The following is a 19,464-nucleotide window of genomic DNA, read 5'->3' on the forward strand; positions in this document are numbered from 1 at the left end:
CACCTGACTCTATGCGCTTACTGATCGTACTGTTTTTCATGATGCAACCTGCTCTTGTTCAGCCAAATTTGCCCACCTTCGACATAGAAGGGCACCGGGGCTGCCGGGGTTTGATGCCAGAAAACACGGTACCGGCCTTCCTGAAAGCCCTCGATCTGGGCGTAACGACGCTGGAAATGGACGTTGTCATCAGCAAGGACAAACAGGTGGTTGTTTCGCACGAACCCTATTTCAATGCAGCCTTCAGCCTGACACCCAATGGCCTACCGGTTGATAAAAAAGAGCAAAAAAATCTGGTGCTTTACCAGATGGATTATGCCGATATAAAACGCTACGATGTTGGAGCAAATGGCAACCCGGCTTATCCCGAACAACAGAAGCTTTCGGTCCATAAGCCCCTCTTAAGCGACGTTATCGAGCAGGCCGAAGCCTACCGAAAAGCAAAAAACCTGCCTCTCTTTTCCTACAACATCGAACTCAAAAGCGAAACGTCCGAGTATAACAGAAGCCAGCCCGAGCCAGTTGAGTTTTGTGAGCTCGTGCAGGGCATCTTAAAAAAACATCTTCCGGCTGAGCGTGTTCATTCAGACTATGTCGTGATCCAGAGTTTCGATTTCGCGATGCTGACCCAATGGAAAAAAGGAATGGATGCCGGTAAATACCCGCGCGTTCGGCTATCGGCTTTGGTCGAAAATCTGCGCAGTCCCGAAAAGAACCTTGACGAACTGGGTTTTAAACCGGATGTGTATAGCCCTTATTTCCGTCTGCTCAGTAAGGCAAAAATCAACCAGTTGCACCAGCAGGGCATTCAGGTTATTCCGTGGACCGTTAACCAGCGTGATGACATGGAGCGACTGAAGAAATGGGGAGTCGACGGGTTGATTACCGACTATCCAGACCGCGCAATCGGATTGTAAACACCAACGTGTGAATTCAGGTTTTTACTACTAACCTCCTCAATCTGGTTAGTTTATGTTATTTTAGCCCCATGACTTTTCTAAATACCACGCTCAAATGGCTACTGCAACGGCGACTGCCGCGCATTGAAGCAATGATGCAGCAACCAGGGCCGGTGCAGCAAAAAGTCTTTACACAACTTGTTCGGTCTGGTCGCCGAACCGAATGGGGAAAAAAGCACGGATACAAAGACATCCGCAGCATTCAGGATTTTCAGCAGCAGGTGCCCGTGTCGAGCTACGAAGACCTGTTCCCTTACATTGAGCGGGTCATGAAAGGCGAGAATAAAGTGCTCTGGCCCTCGCCCGTGCGCTGGTTCGCCAAATCGTCGGGGACGACAAATGCCCGGAGCAAATTTATCCCCGTCACAACCGAGTCGCTGGACGAAAGTCATTTCAAAGGCGGCAAAGATATGATGGCCCTGTACATCGCCAACAACCCCGAGAGCCGGGCCTTCGAAGGTAAAGGGCTGTCGATTGGCGGCAGTCTTCACCAGAATCCATACGGCAATAACAGCGCGGCTGGCGACGTGTCGGCGGTGGTGATGAAAAACCTGCCGAGTTGGGCGCAGTACATCCGCACCCCTTCTATTCAGGTCGCGCTGATGGACGAATGGGAGTCCAAGCTGGCGCGGATGGCCGAAATAACGGCGCAGGAGAACGTAACCAGTATGCTCGGCACGCCCACCTGGGGTATGGTGCTGATCGACAAGATTCTGGCCCTCACGGGTAAATCGAATATTCTGGAAGTGTGGCCTAATTTCGAGGTGCTAATGCATGGCGCGGTCAATTTTCAACCTTATCGGGAGTTATTTCAACACCACGTTTTCCCCTCAAAGGCAGTCCGCTATCAGGAAGTTTACAATGCATCGGAAGGGTTCTTCGCCATTCAGGACGACCTGACACGCGTTGGCGAAATGCTGCTCATGCTCGACTACGGCATTTTTTATGAGTTTGTGCCTTTCCACGAAGCCGACCAGCCGTTTCCGAAAGCGCTGACCATCGATGAAGTTGAGCTGGATAAAAATTACGCCCTGATCGTATCGACGAACGGTGGTTTGTGGCGGTATAAAGTGGGCGATACGGTTCGGTTTACATCGCTGTATCCGCACCGGCTGAAAGTGAGTGGCCGTACCAAGCATTTTATCAATGCATTTGGCGAGGAAGTCATTGTCGAGAACGCAGAAACGGCCATTACACAAGCCTGCGAAGCAACAGGAGCCGTCATCACAGACTATACTGCCGGCCCCAATTACATGAGCAACGGGGCCAGCGGTTGCCACGAATGGGTGATCGAGTTTGCTCAGGAACCCGACAGTCGCCAGCGGTTCAACCAGATTCTGGACGAAACGCTCCGGCAAATCAACTCCGACTACGACGCCAAGCGCTACAACGACATGGTGCTCAAACGGCCCCGTATTCACGTTGTGCCGCCCGGCACTTTCTATGCTTGGATGAAACAGCGCGGTAAAGTGGGCGGTCAGCACAAAGTGCCTCGCTTAGCCAACTCGCGGGAATACCTGGATGATATTCTGGGCAAAGTGCTCGAATTGTAGCTCCTCTCCCTTACCAGCTGATTAACGTCAGTAATAGGAATGAATCGAGTAAAACAGGTTCGTTTAAGATCATGCACCCGTCGACTGAAAAGGATTAACCACAGAGGCACAAAGAGCACAGAGGTCCTAATGAGTCACATTCTCCCCTGATAGACCTCTGTGCTCTTTGTGCCTCTGTGGTCAATCCTTTTCAAACATAATGCTTGCTTAAAGGAACATACCTCATACGAAGACTAGATAACAATCCATTATTCGCATTATTTATTTCGTTGAAGGGTTTGCGGACCGTTGCTGTAGCATCGTTTGCCATACCTGGCTTGCCGTAGTCCCTTCTTTTTCGCCAACGCTGGTTTGGATGATAGAGATCAGATGCGTTAGCTCACCTTCGGTCAGCCCGTTATGCAAGCCGATGCCCAGATGGCTACGTAATTGACTTTCTACACCGATCAGACTGGCCAATGCCGAAATGGTGGCCAGTTCGCGGGTTTTCCAGTCGAGATTGTCCCGACCAAAAATATCGCCGAACAGGTGTTCTTTTAGGAACTGATCAATTGCCGGGGCAAACTCAAAAAGCCCCCCGCTAATGGGCGTGCCGATGAGTTTCGTCTGATTGTCTGTTCCAAACTGGCGTCTGTTCATATCAGCTGGCAGGGGCGATGGCTCTTTACCTGCCGGGTCATTAATACCCCGTTGTTTACGTTCTTTCAGCACGTCTGAAAAGGCCTGCAGAGCGTTCAGACTACGGGGAAACCCTGCATAGGCGTAGAGCTGCACCAGCATTTCTTTGATCTCGCTGATCGTCAAACCAGCGTCCAGACCCGTATTCAGGGATTTCGTCAACTGAGGTATATTTCCCTGGGCCGTGAACGCCGAAATGGTAACGATCGCCTGCTGACTGGCACTTAGTCCCTGACCGGATTGCCTAGTTTTTTGAGTCATTACTTTCAGCGGTTGCTGTGCCTGTAAATCATTGAACAAACAGGACGTAATAAGGCCTAGCACCAGAAAAATCTTCATAAATGGACTATTAGTGGTCTTATCTTTATGAACGGTAAAGCACGTTTTCCGGCCGTCTACCGATCAATCATCTTTTGCGCCTGCTCAGAATACCGTCCGCCCTGTACGTCGATGGTGGACAGAGCCGCTGCGATGGATGCAAGGTCGTCCTCACCCAGTGTAATCGCTGTTGCACCGATGTTTTCTTCCAACCGGTACAATTTTGTCGTTCCCGGAATGGGAACAATCCACGGCTTTTGGGCTAACAGCCACGCCAGCGCAATTTGGGCGGGTGTAGCTCCGCGCTCACTGGCGATGCTGCCGAGCAAGTCCACCAATGCGGCATTCGCCTTTCGGTTTTCTTCCGAAAAACGGGGAACGGTGTTGCGGAAATCTGTTTTATCGAAGGTGGTACTCTCATCTATTTTTCCCGTCAGGAATCCTTTTCCCAGCGGACTGAAAGGCACAAAGCCAATACCCAGTTCTTCCAGCGTGGGCATAATTTCGGCTTCGGGTTCGCGCCACCACAGGGAATATTCACTTTGCAGAGCCGCTACGGGTTGCACAGCATGCGCCCGGCGAATGGTGCTGACACCTGCCTCTGACAAGCCAAAATGCTTCACTTTGCCTTCCTGAATCAGGTCGCGTACCGCACCGGCCACGTCTTCAATGGGCACATTGGGGTCAACGCGATGCTGATAAAATAAGTCGATCGCGTCGATTCTTAGCCGTTTCAGGGAGGCTTCGGCAACGGCTCGTATGTTCTCGGGACGACTGTTTAGGCCTGCCTGCTTCCCATCCTGAAAATTGAATCCGAATTTAGTGGCAATCGTTACCCGGCCTTTGAACGGTTCGAGGGCTTCGCCAACCACTTCCTCATTGGTATAGGGGCCATATACTTCGGCCGTATCGAAGAAGGTAACACCCTGCTCAACGGCCGCCCGAATCAGTTTAATAGCCTCTCCCTTTTCGGTAGCCGGACCGTAGCCAAAACTAAGTCCCATACAGCCCAGTCCAAGGGCTGACACTTGCAGACCATTGGTTCCTAAAGTTCTCGTTTGCATACCAAGCGTTGTTTTACTTGTTGACTTAAATTTAATACGGGGCCTTAACTGATAGTCCCTCTCAACCAAGATCTATCGTGTGCGCTTTTCCGTTGTACAAAGGTCTTCACTTCTTTCCAGGCGGGTTGTATACTGATTACGGGTTATACTACCAATATTACTGGTTCCAGCAGGGGTATTCTGCAAAAACCAAGTAAAGCACTAATTTTGAACTTGTTAAAACAACTAATGCGATGGACCTGCTGCGACGATTTGAGACCGTAAATGAGTATAATATCTTCAATAATACAGAAACACGTCACCCGCTGGTGAGCGTGATCAATATGTCGAACGCTCACCCAAGGCAGATTTCGACCATGCATTATGGATTATATGCTATCTTACTAAAAGACGTGAAATGCGGTGATCTTCGCTATGGTCGGCATACCTACGACTATCAGGAAGGCACGCTGATATTCATTGCCCCCGGGCAGATAATCACCGTTGAAAATGCCGGAGAGATCTATCAGCCCAAAGGCTATGCCGTTGTTTTCCACCCCGATCTGATCCACGGCACTTCGCTGGGGCGGCATATTCAGGATTACTCCTTCTTCGGCTATCAATCCAACGAAGCCCTGCACTTGTCGGAACGGGAGAGGAAAATTGTGCTGGATTGTTTTTCGAAGATAGACTACGAATTGGAGCATGCCGTCGACAAGCACAGCAGGCGTTTGATTGTCTCCAACATCGAGCTATTGTTGAATTATTGCGTCCGCTTTTACGACCGGCAGTTTATCACCCGCGACACGGTGCACCAGGGCGTTCTTGAACGGTTCGAGGTCTTGTTAAATGCCTATTACCAGACCGATAAGCCCCTCACGATTGGATTACCTTCTGTAGCCTGGTGTGCGGGGGAGTTGAATTTATCGGCCAACTATTTTGGCGATCTGGTGAAAAAAGAGTCAGGTAAAACAGCACAGGAATATATCCAGTCGAAGGTGATGGACGTAGCCAAAGCACGACTTTTTGAGCCCGGCAAAACGGTGAGTCAAATTGCTTACGAACTCGGCTTTAAATACCCCCAGCATTTCAACCGACTATTTAAACAACGGGTTGGCCAGTCGCCCAATGAATACCGCGTAATCCATAATAACTAACAACCCATAGTTTCCCGGTAGCCAACGGGTGTCGTGCCTCTTTTTACCGGAAGCGCCAGGCAAAAATACTCAGTCGTACCGCCATCGGTAATAGTGGTAAGTAAAACCGTAAAATGTATACAATCAGGCGTTTGGGCAAAGGCTACCTTTGCATCATACCGACCAACTTGTTTGCTAACATTTTATACATGAGACACTTATCTACCAGCTTACTGCTGACTTTGTTCGCTTTTTTGCCGGAGATAAGCCCCGGGCAATCAGCAGACAGTACCCAGATCGCATCCACGGCGACTACATCTACGAGAACCGTATCCACAGCGGCCGCATCCACGGCGGCCATATCCACAGCGCCTGCATCTACATCCACGGAAGCCGTTTCTACATTTTCGGGTTCTGTGGGAATTACCAACAATGGGTTTTCCATCGTTCCGACCTTTTCGTTAAACAGACCGGCAACGGTTATGAACTTTTACTGGCGGAAGAACCGATTTAGTTTTGATCCCGACATCCGCCTGGTGTCGGATGCCAGTAAAGGGGGCTTTATTTTCTGGTTTCGCTACCGCCTGATCGAAAAGAAAAAGTTCAGTCTGCGGGTAGGTGCGCACCCGGCCTTTTCGCTGGTCAAGAAAACCATCAGTGATAACGGCACCGACAGTGAAATTACCGAGATGCTGCGATTTGCCGCAGTTGAAGTGGTTCCTACGTATAAAATCAGGCCAAACTGGAGCATCGGAGCTGTTTACCTGCACGGGAGTGGTCTGCAAAATCATGGTCCCCAAAACACCAATGTTCTCTTTTTGAACAACAACATTTCGAACATCAGCGTAGGGGGCAGTTTCAGACTTAACCTCATTCCAACCCTGTATTTGCTGTATCTTGATGGGCACAAAGGCAGCTACTTTTCCGGAACGGCCATACTGTCGAAGAAGAACGTACCGTTTACGCTTCAATCCACCATCAACCAGACCATCAAGTCCGATATTCCGGGCAATAAGGACTTTATGTGGAACGTAATGCTGGCCTATAATTTCAGTAAGACGTTCAGAACATTACCCTAACGAGCAGTCAGGTAGTAACGCATGCTTCTACTAAACAAACGCAGTTTTTTAAATCTGGAGAAGATGTTGAACACGAATCGTTTCAGCGGTTTACAGCCGTGGTGGGTGCTGGCGGTAAGCATGCTGATGCTTTTATCGGCTGGACAGACATTCAGCCAACCCAAAACTCAAATGGTACGAATGGCTAAAATCGTTGTTGACCCGGCTCAACTGGAACCGTATAAAGCGCTTCTTAAAGAGGAAATAGAAGCCTCTGTGCGCCTTGAGCCCGGCGTGATGACGTTATATGCCATGTCGGAAAAAGACAATCCCACGCATATCACGATCCTGGAAATCTACGCAGACTCAGCGGCTTACAAGGCACACATTCAGACGCCCCATTTCCTCAAATACAAAACCGGGACTAAAGACATGGTAAAATCACTGGAATTGATTGAAACGGTTCCGCTCGTACCCGGTATGAAGATTAAGTAATAAAATTTATTTATCGTTTACCCAGAGAGGCACTTTAGCGCCAAATATACCGCACCTACTACAGCTAACATTTTGAATATCAGATACTATACCCCATTACCAACGTTAAGTCGTCAGTAGGGCACGTTCACACCAATCCAAAATAGCCGCCAATATATTAGATTATAAATCTATATACATAAATATATAATATACCTCTTTGCATTTACTTATTTGTTGCTGATTGTAATATAAACTATATTTCTAAACTCCTTTTTAGCCTTGAACCTACTTATTGATTATGCCTCTCCGACGGATTCTGTTATCCCTCCTATCCTGGTTATACCTTTCCTCGGCGTTCGCTCAACAAGAGCTTGGTAAAGAAAAAACACTCACGACTGCTAACGGTCTGCCTAATTCTTCAGTAAGAAACATGGTGCAGGATCGGGAGGGATTCATCTGGATCGGTACGGCAGATGGGTTGGCGCGCTACGACGGCCGACAGTTTAGCGTATTTCGGCACCGTGAACAGCCAAACACTCTACTGGAAAACAACATCAGCCGATTGCAGCCTCTGGCCAACGGCGACTTTCTCCTTCAGACCAACACGGGCGATTTTCAGTACGTTGACCCCGAAACCGAACGATTTACTACGTTTTTACCACTATCCAAACAGGGCAGGCGTAAAATCGACGTCGGTTGGCTGACACCCAATGGTAGAACATTCTGGGGGTTATGGCGAGGTGAAAAAATTCAATGCTTCGACCAAAAATTCAAGCCTCTCCACACCTGGGATGAGCGTACGCTGGGAATAGCCACTAAAACGCTGCATAGTCTAACGCCGGCTTCGAATGGTCGGGTGTATGCGCATCACGACAACGGCCTGATCGAACTGGATGGCCGAACGGGCAAACACCGACTGCTACCTTTCAAGGGCCAGATAGCCCACTGGCTCAATGGCGTGATGCCGGTTGTCGACTGGGAGCCGGTGGCTGAGCGACCGAATGGGGAGATTATGGTCATTGGACGCGACTATTTATTAGTGCTGAATACAAAAACAGGACAATACCGTGAACTCAAATTCCCTACTAAACTGATCCGCAATGGAGCCTATGCCATGCGTGTGTTTGCCAACGGAAAGGTATATATCAGTATGGGCAACCGCTTGTATGAACTGTTGCCTGATGACCGGTTTTTGCTGGCACGCGAATGGGAAAAACCACAGGGCGAGCAGGCATCGTTCGGTGTTCCTTACTTAATTGACCGCTCGGGTGTTTTATGGGTCCACACACAGGCAGGAGATCTTAAGGGGTTCGTCCGCCAGGTGCAGCCATTCCACACATCAACTTATCGAACCGAATGGAAATCAGATGTAATTGAGGTTATACTGGGCGTTAAGCACCCCAACTGGGTTTCATCAGGTGGGGATAGCTGGACACGATTCACGTCGGCAAACGGTCGGCTTTGGTTTATCGACGTCGCAACCCTGTATCAATGCGCGCCCGACCAGCACCGATTTAAGCTGAGCCAAACATCCAGTTTTACATCCGGCGATAGCTGTCACTTCAAAATTGCGTTGAAGTCCGATCAGCAGGCGCACCTTTGGGTATACGGAAATGAAAACGGCGGTTTAACAGAAATGGATGCTGCTGGCCATGTAAAACGTTTCTGGCCCAACAGTCTGGTTCCGCAATCCTTCGAAAAGCGAGGCTTGGACGTAGCTGATATTCAACCAATGGGTTCGGTGGTCTGGCTGGCGTCCTATCAGGGTAAAGGCCTGTACAAGTACGACCTGCGGCAAAAAAAGATCGTTGAACATTTACTGCATAACTCGGCCAACAACCAGTCGCTGCCGACTAACCACTTGCTGGGTTTACTCACCGATCCATTCGAACCCACGCGGATACTCTGGATTGGTACGCTGGGCGGTGGACTCACCCGGTTCGATACGCAAACGAGACAGTTTCGAACCTTTACGGAAGCCGATGGTCTACCTGATAACACCATCAATAGTTTGCAGCGTGACCTGAAAGGTTTTATCTGGATCGCCACGACGAAAGGGCTGGTGCGGCTCGATCCGCGCTCGTTTCAGATGCGCGTTTTTACCCAGGCTGATGGCCTGCTGGATAACGAATTTATTTTTGCCACTTCGGCAAAACTGCCTGATGGCCGCCTGGCATTTGGAAGCCGAACCGGTATGATCTGGTTTGACCCGGCAAGCATTCGGGAGCAGACGAGCCAAACACCGGTGGTGCTGTCGGCGCTGCGCATCAACAATGTCCTGATGGAGGCCAACACACCAGCCTCCCCCCTGCTCAATCCCATTAACTCGCAGGCGGAGTTGACACTCGACCATACACAGAATTTCCTCACGTTTGAGTTTGCCGGACTGGACTATGCCAGACCCGACCAGATTCAGTACCGCCATCGCCTGTTGGGCGTCGATCATGACTGGATTAATACCGGTACACAAAATACCGCCAACTACACGCAGCTTCGACCCAATGACTACATATTTGAAGTGACAGCACTTAACCCCAACGGGCAGTGGAGCCGGCAGGTTAAACGGCTGGCCATCAGCGTAAAACCCCCATTCTGGTCGACATGGTGGGCCTATGCCTGTTACGCACTGGTCTTCGGGGGCGTCGTAACCGGATTTATCCGCCTGCGTATCAGCCGTATACGAGAGCGGCAGGAGATGGCACTCAAGCAACGGGAAGCGGAACAGCTAAAGACCGTTGACGAACTAAAAAATCGTTTTTTTTCCAACATTACCCACGAGTTTCGTACGCCCCTCTCGTTGATCTTATCACCAACCGAAAAACTGCTGCGGGAGACTAAGCACGACGAATCAACCCGTCAAACGTTGACAACGGTACATCGAAACGCCGGGCAGCTACTCAATCTGGTCAATCAACTGCTCGATCTGTCGAAGCTGGAAGCAGGCAACATGGTCGTATCGCCAACGCGTGGAAATGTCGCCCAGTGCATCGAACAGATCGTCGAACCGTTTCACGCCATAGCCGATCACAAAGGTATAGCCCTGCACATTCGCACCGGAAACGCACAGGAAGATCACCTGTTCGACGCCGATAAGTGGCAGACAATTATCACCAACCTGGTTGCCAACGCGCTCAAATTTACGTTAGCCGGGGAGGTAACTCTTGATATGGCCTTCCATACGCAGACGTCTGTTCGACTTACCGTTGCTGATACGGGCATTGGTATCCCCGCCGAAAAATTACCCCATATCTTCGACCGTTTCTATCAGGTCGATGATACGCGTACCCGTACGTACGAAGGAAGCGGTATCGGGCTGTCTCTCGTTAAGGAGCTGGTCGACGTGTTGGGTGGTAAAATCAGCGTGGAGAGCCAGCCGGGGAAGGGCACTACGTTTACGCTGGAGCTTCCCGTCCTGCCCACAGTAGCGGATAAGACCACACCCACACTTGTAACGCCTGCTCTTCATCAGCCAACAGTATTCGCTGCTGCAGACCCATCAAACGATCCACCACACACACACTCGGCCGATGTCCCGCTCGTGCTGGTCATTGAAGACAATGTCGAATTACTCCGGTTCATCGCCGATGAGCTAAGCCCTGCGTATCGGGTCCTGACAGCCCGCAACGGCCGGGAAGGCTGGCACCTGGCCCAGACAGAGCTGCCCGACAGCATCATTTCGGATGTTATGATGCCGGATATGGACGGCTATGAATTGACACGTCTGGTAAAAACAAGTGCTGCCACAAATCATATAGCCCTGATGCTGTTAACGGCCAGAGCTTCATACGAAAGCCGTATGGAAGGTCTGCAGCATGGGGCCGATGACTACCTTACCAAACCCTTTCACCTCGACGAACTTCACCAGCGTCTCCACAACCTCCTGGCGCGCCAGAAAACCTTACGGGACTACTATTTTCAGCAGTTTACGCAACCCGGCGAAGCGTTCAGCCCGGAAACGATCAATAATGAATTTCTGCGGCAGCTACACTCCGCCATCAACACACATCTGGACGATAGCACATTCGGGGTTGAAGAATTATCCCGGATGGTGGGCATGAGCCGCCGAACCCTCAATCGCAAACTGGCAACCGTTGCCAATCAGTCGGCCAACGACATCATCCGGCAATACCGACTGAAACGGGCTGCCGAATTTCTACGGGCCGGTCATAACGTATCCGAAACGGCTTATATGATTGGCTACGATAGTCCAGCCCACTTTTCGTTGATCTTCAAGGATTTCTTTCAAAAAACACCGACAGAATACACTCAGCAGTAGGTGTGGCCTAATAGCGATTACATTTGACCCAAAACCAATAATGACTTTGAGGTAAGTACCGGAATATTGTATCGTCGCCCACAACGACGGTTTTTATTGCTCGGTTCCACCTAGAAATCATGAAATTCATCCGCACCTACCTACTTCTCCTGAGCCTGGCCACATCTGCCCTGGCTCAAGCAACCCTCACCGGTTCCATCCATGATGGAGCCGGAAAGCCCCTTCCATTTATCACCATGGCCCTGTTGAGCGGCCAGGTAGAGCCGCGGGTTGTTCGGCTCACCTACACCCGGCCGTTTGGCAGCAAGACCGTGAAGGCGATCAACCGACGGGCTACCAGCTCGGGTGAAGAGCGCGGACGGGTGTAAGCAAGCGAATGTACCAGCTATATCTTATTAAAAATCAACACTTTATTATTTAGTGTTGCTCATAAATCTCTTACCCGTTTTCTTATTTTTTAACCTAAACCTCGCTTACCAATGAAAACTCTGTTCCGTTTACCTCTCGTAGTTTTAGCGGCCATTCTCCTGTTTGTCAGCGCATCGGCGCAAGCCCAGCAAACAACCCGCTACAAAGATGTGGTGGTCGATAACCCCACGGCCGAAGCCGATATGAAAGTAGTCGGTGATTTCATAAATTCACTTGTATCGGGCGATTTGAGAAAAGCGCGTTCGCTGACCGCGCCAACGTATATAGGGCGGGGACCAGCCGCCACAGATTCTGCTACTGTGGATAAGGTGATTCAAAGCTGGCAGGAAAACCGCAAAAATCAGTCAGATCGAAAGGTCACGTTTGTCACCCAGACATTCAAAGTTCTATCGGGTGCGCAGAAAGGCAACTGGGTGTCGTTGTGGGGCGATTATACGTTTACACAGGCGGGAAAAACGATCAAGTTCCCGTTTCAGTACACGGCCGGCGTAGCCGATGGAAAAATCCTGGGCGACCGCATTTACTACGACAACCTGTACATCATCAGCCAGATGGGCTACAAAGTAACCCCGCCGGAAATGGCCAAGAAGTAACCCGTTTCCCTCAGGTTGGCCCAACTATCGCGGGCCAACCTGAGGGAAAATATCAAACAAATGAATCGGCATTATGACTAAGAAAACATTCTTGCCTGGAGTCGTATTCCTTCTGACCATTTTCAGTTGCACCACCCGGCAGACAATGGACGATACGTTCAACGGAACGTACAGGCTCGACAATATTGAAGCCTTTGATACGGTTTCCGGAAAATGGATGGCCACTAAATGGAGAGGAACCTACACGGATGGCTTCATTCAATATGACGGAAAAGGCCATATGAGTGTGCATATGTTTCCAAGAGGGTACGAAGATTTCGACACCAGCAGGAATATTGATAGTGTGGATCGAGGAAGCCTGGAAGAGTTGACAAAATTCTACCAAAAGAACTTCGTCTATTTTGCCAGCTATAACATTGTAAACGATTCGACGATTGAGCATCATCGAATGTCGGCTACAGAACCCCAGCATTTCGGGACGACACTAACACGCCACTTTAAATTCACGAAAGATACATTGCTGTTAACCACTATCGAAAAGGTGGAAAGCAGGAAAGGGAGACTTCGGTGGGTTAAACTTTAAATGGTCCGTCCTCCTGTATTTAACTTATCACTACGGCATTCGCATTACCGGGCATGGTGCTGAGCAGCCCCTGCGCATATAGGGATTTTCGCCTACACCTGCCCAAAGTACAAAGACGATTGGAGAATCATAGCTCTGCAACACATCAAAAACGGAGTATAAATAAGACCTAGCATTCAATTATGAAACAGCAAACAGCTTATCTGACAACCTTAACCCCGCTACGTGGTATTGCGGCTCTGTTGGTGGTTATATTTCATTCAGGGCTACAGTTGGCTCCACTGGCCAGTCCAACTATTACACACCTGCTGGAAAATGGGTGGATTTGGGTGGATTTTTTCTTTGTACTGAGCGGCTTTGTTCTATCACATGTTTATGGCGATGCCTTTCACTCAGCCGTCAACTGGGATCAGTACAAACGCTACATAAGCGCACGCTTTGCCAGGGTTTACCCACTGCACTTTGTCACACTGTGCATAGTGGCTGTGCTGGTTCTGATCATTCATGCCAAAGCCGATGGCATGACGGACTTTTCGAAAACGATTTTTGGGCTACACACCATCCCGGCCTCACTGCTGTTACTTCAATCAATGCACTTGTATGAAACCCCTCCGCTGAATACACCATCCTGGTCGCTCAGTACAGAGTGGTGGGTGTATGTTATTTTCCCCTTCCTGGCTGGTCCTTTTTTTAATTTAAAAGGTCTGGGTAAAGGGATTGCCCTTGTAGGCATTGCCGCGCTTTTTTTTGGCTTAATGTATTACATCGTTCCCCATTATGGCAACCGTTCCTTTGTTAAACCCGGCGAGCTAGGCCCCCCAACGTTAAATGTCACAGCTGACCTGGGCTATTTTCGTTGTCTGGCCGGATTCCTGCTGGGAATGCTGGCCTATGAAGCATATCGCAGTCGATGGGCCTTTGGTCTGTTGCATAACGGATGGGTGTTTTTGGCTGCATTTGGAGGAGCGGTGTTTGCCCTGCACGTCAATGCTCATCAGTTATTGGTTATTACGCTATTTCCCCTAATTATTTTAACGGCAGCCTATAACAACGACTTCGTAAAACAAGTCCTGGAAACCAAACCTCTACAACGCCTTGGCGACTGGTCATTTTCGATCTATATGGTTCATGTTCCTCTGATCTTTGCCTTCCTGACCCTTAAGTTATCCGAGTACCCGAAGATGTTGTCGAGTTGGGAAGCGTTCTTTGGTACCCAACATGCCTATGCACCCACGTTTGCAGACGCCTGGCTACTTTGTTTCGGCCTTCTCCTTACAACTGTCCTGGTCGCTTCGTTAACCTATCGCTTCGTGGAAGTTCCTGCTCGCAATTACCTCAACACCCGGTTTCAGAACAGTAAGTCCAGGGAGTCCATCCCCGTATCTCTGTAAAGTATAATACACATAACCCCTTTTCCTAAATCATGTCTACCATTCTCATTACCGGATGCAGTACCGGCATTGGCTTTGCCACCGCCGAAGTGTTAGCCCGCAGCGGCCACACCGTTTATGCCACCATGCGCAACCCGCAACGCGCCCCCGAGTTGGGCAAACTGGCCCAGCAGGACAACCTGCCCATTATCATCTTACCAATGGATGTCGACTCGGATGCATCCGTGACATCCACCATTGCCAGCGTGTTGGCACAGGCAGGCCATATCGATGTACTGATCAACAATGCCGGTATCTTCCGGCTGGGTTCCGTTGAAGAATTACCACTTTCGGCCTTTCAGGAAGTAATGGAAACCAACTATTTCGGTACCATTCGCTGCATTCAGGCGGTATTGCCTTCCATGCGCGAAAGGGGTGCGGGCTGTATCGTTAATGTCACTTCCGTTTCCGGTAAAATCTATGGAATTTTTCAGGGGACATATGCAGCGTCAAAAGCAGCTACAGAAGCCTTCAGCGAAAGCCTGTCCGCTGAGGTTCAACCCTTTGGCATCCGGGTCGTGCTGGTTGAACCGGGTGTTATCGACACCCCGATTCTGGACAAAATAGAAACGCCATCCGCTGATACAAAGTACCCCATCATGAATCGGGTAAAGGCGTTTTTCTCCGCTTCGCAGACAAACCATGTACCGCCCAGTATCGTAGGCGAAACAATCCGGGATATTCTGACAGACAACAGTACGCAACTACGCTACCCCGTAGGCCCGGATTCCGCGCTGCTGCTCGGCTGGCGGGCATCGTTGTCGGACTATGAGTGGATTTCGTCGGGCAATGTAGACGAGGCCACCTGGATCGCCGGGATGAATCAGCTAGGTCTGGATGTACTGCCGTATTTGGGAACTGAGTCTTAATAGCAGCTACTAAGTAGTAGTTGAGTAGTAATCAGGTTAATGCCGCCCCCCCCCCCTTAGGTTTGAGGGCTGACATTTACCTGATTATTACTGCACAAGTACTTGGTATTTGTAAACTAAATCGCCCATGACACCCCAACCCTCGCTCATTACTGCCGACTCCGTTGCGATAGAGCCTCTTACCCTGCCGCAATTGCTTTCCCGATCGGCACTGCGGTTCGGCGAGCAGCCCGCGCTGGTATTTATGGGCTTCTCAATCAGCTACAGTACCCTCACCGATCTGGTGAACCGCATGGCTCAATCGCTTGCAGACATAGGCATCCGGCCCGGCGACCGGGTAGCCATTATGCTCCCCAACCTGCCACAAACGGTGGTAGCCAATTACGCCATTCTCCGCCTGGGAGCCGTGGCCGTAATGGTGAATCCGCTCTATACGGTTCCTGAGTTAACCGATCAGCTCAACGATTCCGGAGCCAAAACATTGATCGTGCTGGATGCACTTATCGACAAAGCGAAGGCGGCCTGGCCGCAAACATCCCTGACACAGCTTATTGTCTGCCACGTAAATGATCTGATTCCGGTGCCGACGGAGGCACTTCCTGCCAACGCATACCGGGCGGTAGAAACGGGTGAGGGTATCAACAGCTACCTCGATTTGCAGGCTGATTACCCCGTCGGCCACCCCTTTCCCGACCAGAGCCGGTGGCATGACACGGCTGCGTTGCTCTATACCGGCGGCACTACCGGGCAGAGCAAAGGAGTTATGCTTACGCATGCCAATATATCGAGCAATGTTCAGCAGGCAAAAGTTGATTTTGACGGAATCTGGCTGGATGGCCGGGAGCGAAGTCTGGCTATCTATCCATTCTTCCACGTGGCGGGTTATACAGGCGTTCAGGTTTTGGGCCTAAGCTACGGAGCCGTCATAACGCTGATACCTAGACCCGACCCCGACAGTATTATCAACTTGCTGCGCACCTTTAAACCAACCAGCATTGGAGCGGTGCCTACTATCTATGTCGGGTTACTAAACGACTCCCGATGGGCAGAGCTGGACTTATCGAGCCTTAAGATCCTGATTACCTCATCGGCTCCTATGGCGGCTTCGACCTATCCGAAGCTGATGGCAAAGTGTCCACAGGTGACCATTAGCGAAGTCTGGGGTATGACCGAACTCAGTGGTTTTGCCACAGGAACGTCGGTTCGTGCTGACTCGTTCAAGCCCGGATCAATAGGCGTTCCTTACCCCAACGGGGCCGTTAAAATTGTCGATGCGGCTACAGGGCAGACGATCCTACCCCTCGGTGAGCACGGCGAAATCTGTTTTCGGGGGCCACAGGTAATGGTGGGTTACTGGAACAAACCCGACGCTACGGCTGACGTACTGCGCGATGGCTGGCTGTACTCGGGCGATATTGGCTATATCGACAACGAGGGATGGCTATTCATTGTGGATCGGAAGAAGGATATGATCATTGCCGGAGGCTATAACATCTATCCACGCGAACTGGATGAGGTTTTATACAGCCATCCCGCCATTCTGGAAGCCTGCTGTGTGGGTATACCCGATGCCTATAGGGGCGAAACCGTAAAAGCGTTTATCGTGCTCAAACCCGGCGAAACGCTGACCGCCGATCAAGTATCGGCGTTCTGCCGGGAGCGGCTGGCGGCCTATAAAATCCCAAAACACATCGAGTTCCTGGGCGAACTACCTAAAAGTGTCGTTGGAAAAATCCTGCGTCGGGAGTTACTCCGGCTGGAATTACTGAAATAGGTGACCTCTTTGAACGAAGCGTTGTGAAAGCGATGGCGTCCATTCGCCCATTCAAAAGCCTTTCCTTTTTTTACAATTGCTCTGATTTAGACTTAATCTATCCCATTCCGGCAGAATCCGGCCCGTTCATATATTGACTATCTTTAGGCGCTATTCATTGATCAGCCCCTATACATGACAACTTATAAAAGCCTCGTTTACGTCTCTCTAACCCTGTTACTGGCAGTCGCCTGCCAACGGGCGTCCATGCCAACGACAACTGTTCCGACCACAAAGCGCGTCGTTATCACGGGAATCGACCCGTCTAAAAAACCCGGCGACGATTTTTTTAAATATGCCAACGGCATCTGGACCGACACCGCCCGGATACCCGAAAGTCAGGCCGGTGTAGGGGCATATTCCTTCATGAACTACCCGCAACGCATACGGCTGCAAGCGATTCTGGACAGCGTTTCGGCCGGAAAATTTCCGGTGGGGAGCATCGAACAAAAGGTGGGCGATTTTTACGCGTCGGGCATGGACGTAGCCGCCATTGACAAACGCGGCTATGAACCCATTAAACCCCTGCTGGCCCGCATCGACGCGTTGACCGATGTTGCTGCCTTGTTAAAACTGGTGGCTGAAGAACAAAAAGCAGGAGATCGGTCCATCATTGGTTTTTACGTTGGCCCCGACAACAAACGGAGTTCGATCAATATTGCTCAGTTTAGCCAGACCGGCATTGGCCTGCCCGAACGGGATTACTACTTTAAGACCGATTCCTCAACCGGCTCAATCCAGAAAGCCTACCGAAATTACCTTACCCGCCTGTTTGAACTTACTGGTACGGATGCCAACACGGCCCGGAAAAATGCCGCCGTTACCTACGACATTGAGAAACAACTGGCCACCGCCCACCGAACCAATATTGAACGCCGGGATGTAAAGGCCAACTACAACAAACTGGCAGTAGCTGGCCTCGCTCAAAAACAGCCTGTCCTGAACTGGCCGACGTTATTAACCAACTTAGGTGTACAGGCAGACTCCGTCAACGTAGCCCAGCCGGGATATTACGACAAGCTGAACACGATGTTAACGTCCGTTTCCATCGATGACTGGAAGGTCTATTTGAAAGCCCATGCGCTGTCCAACTATGCCAATTACCTGAGCCAACCCTTTGTGGACGAGTCGTTTGCGTATTCAAAAATGCTGACCGGGCAAGCCGCCAAGAAAACGCGGGCCGAAGAAATGACCCAGGCAGTCGATGGGTCGATAGGCGAGGCACTGGCGCAGCTGTATGTGAAGAAATACTTTCCTGAAGAAGCCAAAAGAAGGATAACCGCTTTGGTTGGCAACCTCAAAAAAGCCTTTGAAGCCCGGATCAACAAGCTGGATTGGATGAGTGATTCGACCAAGACCCGGGCCAAAGAGAAACTCTATGCCTTTACCGAGAAAATCGGCTACCCTGACAAATGGCGGGATTACTCGAAGGTAGACGTTAAGCGGGACGCTTATTTTGAAAACCGGTTGTCGGCAAACAAAAATGATTACCTCCAAAGCGTGGTCAAAGTAGGAAAGCCGGTCGACCGAACGGAATGGCACACGACTCCGCCAACGGTAACGGCCTATAACAATCCCCCGCTCAACGAAATCGTTTTCCCGGCGGGTATCCTGCAACCCCCTTATTTTGACGTAAATGCCGATGATGCGCTGAACTACGGCGGTGTCGGTATGGTGATTGGCCACGAAATAACCCACTCATTCGATGACCAGGGCGCGCAGTTTGACAAAGTCGGCAACGTAACGAACTGGTGGACTAAAGACGATTACGCCAAATTCAAAGCCAGAACCAATCAGGTAATTGATCAATACAACCGGTTTACCGTGCTGGATTCGGTACACGTAAAAGGGGCGTTAACCGTGGGCGAAAACACAGCAGACATTGCCGGAGTGGCCATTGCCTACGATGCCTTCAAGCTGACTGAGCAAGGAAAGAGCACAACGAAACTGGATGGCTTTACGCCCGATCAACGATTTTTCATTTCGATCGCCCGCATCTGGCGTGTGAAAACAAGGGACGCGTATATGGGCATGTACGTGAACACGAACCCCCACTCACCCGCCAAGTGGCGCGTAAACGGTCCACTGATGAACTTCACGCCTTTTTACAACGCCTTTGATGTGAAACCAGGCGACAAGATGTATAAACCTGAAAAGGATCGGATAGTCGTCTGGTAGGGTTGGCGCTAACTGACATAAAAAAATAGAACGCGGATGACACAGATTAAGCAGATTTAAAAAATTAGTAA

General features: G+C 50.3%; 16 protein-coding genes. 13 read left to right on the forward strand and 3 right to left on the reverse strand.

The window, feature by feature from the left end:
* The first annotated feature begins 38 nt into the window (after positions 1-38).
* Positions 39-917 (forward strand): glycerophosphodiester phosphodiesterase family protein, encoded by an 879-nt coding sequence (locus tag ACYVK4_RS05480; RefSeq protein ID WP_461126663.1) that lies wholly within the window; start codon positions 39-41, stop codon positions 915-917.
* Positions 918-988: 71 nt separating this feature from the next.
* Positions 989-2,512 carry a GH3 auxin-responsive promoter family protein gene (locus ACYVK4_RS05485; RefSeq protein WP_461126466.1) on the forward strand — a complete coding sequence of 508 codons (1,524 nt, stop codon included), beginning with the start codon at positions 989-991 and terminating at the stop codon, positions 2,510-2,512.
* A 261-nt stretch (positions 2,513-2,773) separates the two neighbouring features.
* Here ACYVK4_RS05485 and ACYVK4_RS05490 read toward each other — a convergent pair whose 3' ends face one another.
* Positions 2,774-3,529 (reverse strand): carboxymuconolactone decarboxylase family protein, encoded by a 756-nt coding sequence (locus tag ACYVK4_RS05490; protein WP_461126467.1) that lies wholly within the window; start codon positions 3,527-3,529, stop codon positions 2,774-2,776.
* A gap of 56 nt (positions 3,530-3,585) precedes the next feature.
* Positions 3,586-4,572, reverse strand: coding sequence for an aldo/keto reductase (locus tag ACYVK4_RS05495; protein ID WP_461126468.1), 987 nt, complete (start codon positions 4,570-4,572; stop codon positions 3,586-3,588).
* A gap of 233 nt (positions 4,573-4,805) precedes the next feature.
* Here ACYVK4_RS05495 and ACYVK4_RS05500 point away from each other — a divergent pair, with 233 nt between their 5' ends.
* The gene (locus ACYVK4_RS05500; protein ID WP_461126469.1) at positions 4,806-5,708 is read left to right on the forward strand and encodes a helix-turn-helix domain-containing protein; all 903 of its coding nucleotides are present in this window, start codon (positions 4,806-4,808) and stop codon (positions 5,706-5,708) included.
* A 142-nt stretch (positions 5,709-5,850) separates the two neighbouring features.
* Here the strand turns inward: ACYVK4_RS05500 and ACYVK4_RS05505 are convergent, their stop codons facing one another.
* On the reverse strand, positions 5,851-6,132 hold the full coding sequence (locus ACYVK4_RS05505; RefSeq protein WP_461126470.1) for a hypothetical protein: 282 nt from the start codon (positions 6,130-6,132) through the stop codon (positions 5,851-5,853).
* Between the two features lie 37 nt (positions 6,133-6,169).
* Here ACYVK4_RS05505 and ACYVK4_RS05510 point away from each other — a divergent pair, with 37 nt between their 5' ends.
* From ACYVK4_RS05510 to ACYVK4_RS05555, 10 genes are all read left to right on the forward strand, one after another.
* Positions 6,170-6,766, forward strand: coding sequence for a hypothetical protein (locus ACYVK4_RS05510; protein WP_461126471.1), 597 nt, complete (start codon positions 6,170-6,172; stop codon positions 6,764-6,766).
* A gap of 21 nt (positions 6,767-6,787) precedes the next feature.
* Positions 6,788-7,240, forward strand: coding sequence for a putative quinol monooxygenase (locus ACYVK4_RS05515; RefSeq protein WP_461126472.1), 453 nt, complete (start codon positions 6,788-6,790; stop codon positions 7,238-7,240).
* Between the two features lie 280 nt (positions 7,241-7,520).
* Positions 7,521-11,498: an ATP-binding protein gene (locus ACYVK4_RS05520; RefSeq protein ID WP_461126473.1), complete on the forward strand. Its 3,978-nt coding sequence runs from the start codon at positions 7,521-7,523 to the stop codon at positions 11,496-11,498.
* A 119-nt stretch (positions 11,499-11,617) separates the two neighbouring features.
* On the forward strand, positions 11,618-11,866 hold the full coding sequence (locus ACYVK4_RS05525; RefSeq protein ID WP_461126474.1) for a hypothetical protein: 249 nt from the start codon (positions 11,618-11,620) through the stop codon (positions 11,864-11,866).
* A 111-nt stretch (positions 11,867-11,977) separates the two neighbouring features.
* The gene (locus ACYVK4_RS05530; RefSeq protein ID WP_461126475.1) at positions 11,978-12,520 is read left to right on the forward strand and encodes a hypothetical protein; all 543 of its coding nucleotides are present in this window, start codon (positions 11,978-11,980) and stop codon (positions 12,518-12,520) included.
* 73 nt (positions 12,521-12,593) lie between these two features.
* Positions 12,594-13,103 carry a lipocalin-like domain-containing protein gene (locus tag ACYVK4_RS05535; protein WP_461126476.1) on the forward strand — a complete coding sequence of 170 codons (510 nt, stop codon included), beginning with the start codon at positions 12,594-12,596 and terminating at the stop codon, positions 13,101-13,103.
* A gap of 182 nt (positions 13,104-13,285) precedes the next feature.
* Positions 13,286-14,494 (forward strand): acyltransferase family protein, encoded by a 1,209-nt coding sequence (locus tag ACYVK4_RS05540; RefSeq protein WP_461126477.1) that lies wholly within the window; start codon positions 13,286-13,288, stop codon positions 14,492-14,494.
* Positions 14,495-14,526: 32 nt separating this feature from the next.
* Positions 14,527-15,402, forward strand: a complete 876-nt coding sequence (locus ACYVK4_RS05545) for an SDR family oxidoreductase (protein ID WP_461126478.1) — start codon at positions 14,527-14,529, stop codon at positions 15,400-15,402.
* 127 nt (positions 15,403-15,529) lie between these two features.
* Entirely contained in the window at positions 15,530-17,176 is a 1,647-nt protein-coding gene (locus tag ACYVK4_RS05550; RefSeq protein WP_461126479.1) for a long-chain-fatty-acid--CoA ligase, read from the forward strand.
* A gap of 174 nt (positions 17,177-17,350) precedes the next feature.
* Positions 17,351-19,393: a M13 family metallopeptidase gene (locus ACYVK4_RS05555; protein WP_461126480.1), complete on the forward strand. Its 2,043-nt coding sequence runs from the start codon at positions 17,351-17,353 to the stop codon at positions 19,391-19,393.
* The last annotated feature ends 71 nt before the right edge of the window (positions 19,394-19,464 follow it).

This window comes from Spirosoma aerophilum (genome assembly GCF_054782495.1).

Bases quoted from the DNA above. Each gene is read 5' to 3' on its own strand.
- ACYVK4_RS05505 (WP_461126470.1), bottom strand. From the start codon at position 6,132: ATGGAAAACCCATTGTTGGTAATTCCCACAGAACCCGAAAATGTAGAA.
- ACYVK4_RS05530 (WP_461126475.1), top strand. From the start codon at position 11,978: ATGAAAACTCTGTTCCGTTTACCTCTCGTAGTTTTAGCGGCCATTCTC.
- ACYVK4_RS05490 (WP_461126467.1), bottom strand. From the start codon at position 3,529: ATGAAGATTTTTCTGGTGCTAGGCCTTATTACGTCCTGTTTGTTCAAT.
- ACYVK4_RS05495 (WP_461126468.1), bottom strand. From the start codon at position 4,572: ATGCAAACGAGAACTTTAGGAACCAATGGTCTGCAAGTGTCAGCCCTT.
- ACYVK4_RS05550 (WP_461126479.1), top strand. From the start codon at position 15,530: ATGACACCCCAACCCTCGCTCATTACTGCCGACTCCGTTGCGATAGAG.
- ACYVK4_RS05480 (WP_461126663.1), top strand. From the start codon at position 39: ATGATGCAACCTGCTCTTGTTCAGCCAAATTTGCCCACCTTCGACATA.
- ACYVK4_RS05515 (WP_461126472.1), top strand. From the start codon at position 6,788: ATGCTTCTACTAAACAAACGCAGTTTTTTAAATCTGGAGAAGATGTTG.
- ACYVK4_RS05525 (WP_461126474.1), top strand. From the start codon at position 11,618: ATGAAATTCATCCGCACCTACCTACTTCTCCTGAGCCTGGCCACATCT.
- ACYVK4_RS05540 (WP_461126477.1), top strand. From the start codon at position 13,286: ATGAAACAGCAAACAGCTTATCTGACAACCTTAACCCCGCTACGTGGT.
- ACYVK4_RS05500 (WP_461126469.1), top strand. From the start codon at position 4,806: ATGGACCTGCTGCGACGATTTGAGACCGTAAATGAGTATAATATCTTC.
- ACYVK4_RS05510 (WP_461126471.1), top strand. From the start codon at position 6,170: ATGAACTTTTACTGGCGGAAGAACCGATTTAGTTTTGATCCCGACATC.
- ACYVK4_RS05535 (WP_461126476.1), top strand. From the start codon at position 12,594: ATGACTAAGAAAACATTCTTGCCTGGAGTCGTATTCCTTCTGACCATT.
- ACYVK4_RS05485 (WP_461126466.1), top strand. From the start codon at position 989: ATGACTTTTCTAAATACCACGCTCAAATGGCTACTGCAACGGCGACTG.
- ACYVK4_RS05545 (WP_461126478.1), top strand. From the start codon at position 14,527: ATGTCTACCATTCTCATTACCGGATGCAGTACCGGCATTGGCTTTGCC.
- ACYVK4_RS05555 (WP_461126480.1), top strand. From the start codon at position 17,351: ATGACAACTTATAAAAGCCTCGTTTACGTCTCTCTAACCCTGTTACTG.
- ACYVK4_RS05520 (WP_461126473.1), top strand. From the start codon at position 7,521: ATGCCTCTCCGACGGATTCTGTTATCCCTCCTATCCTGGTTATACCTT.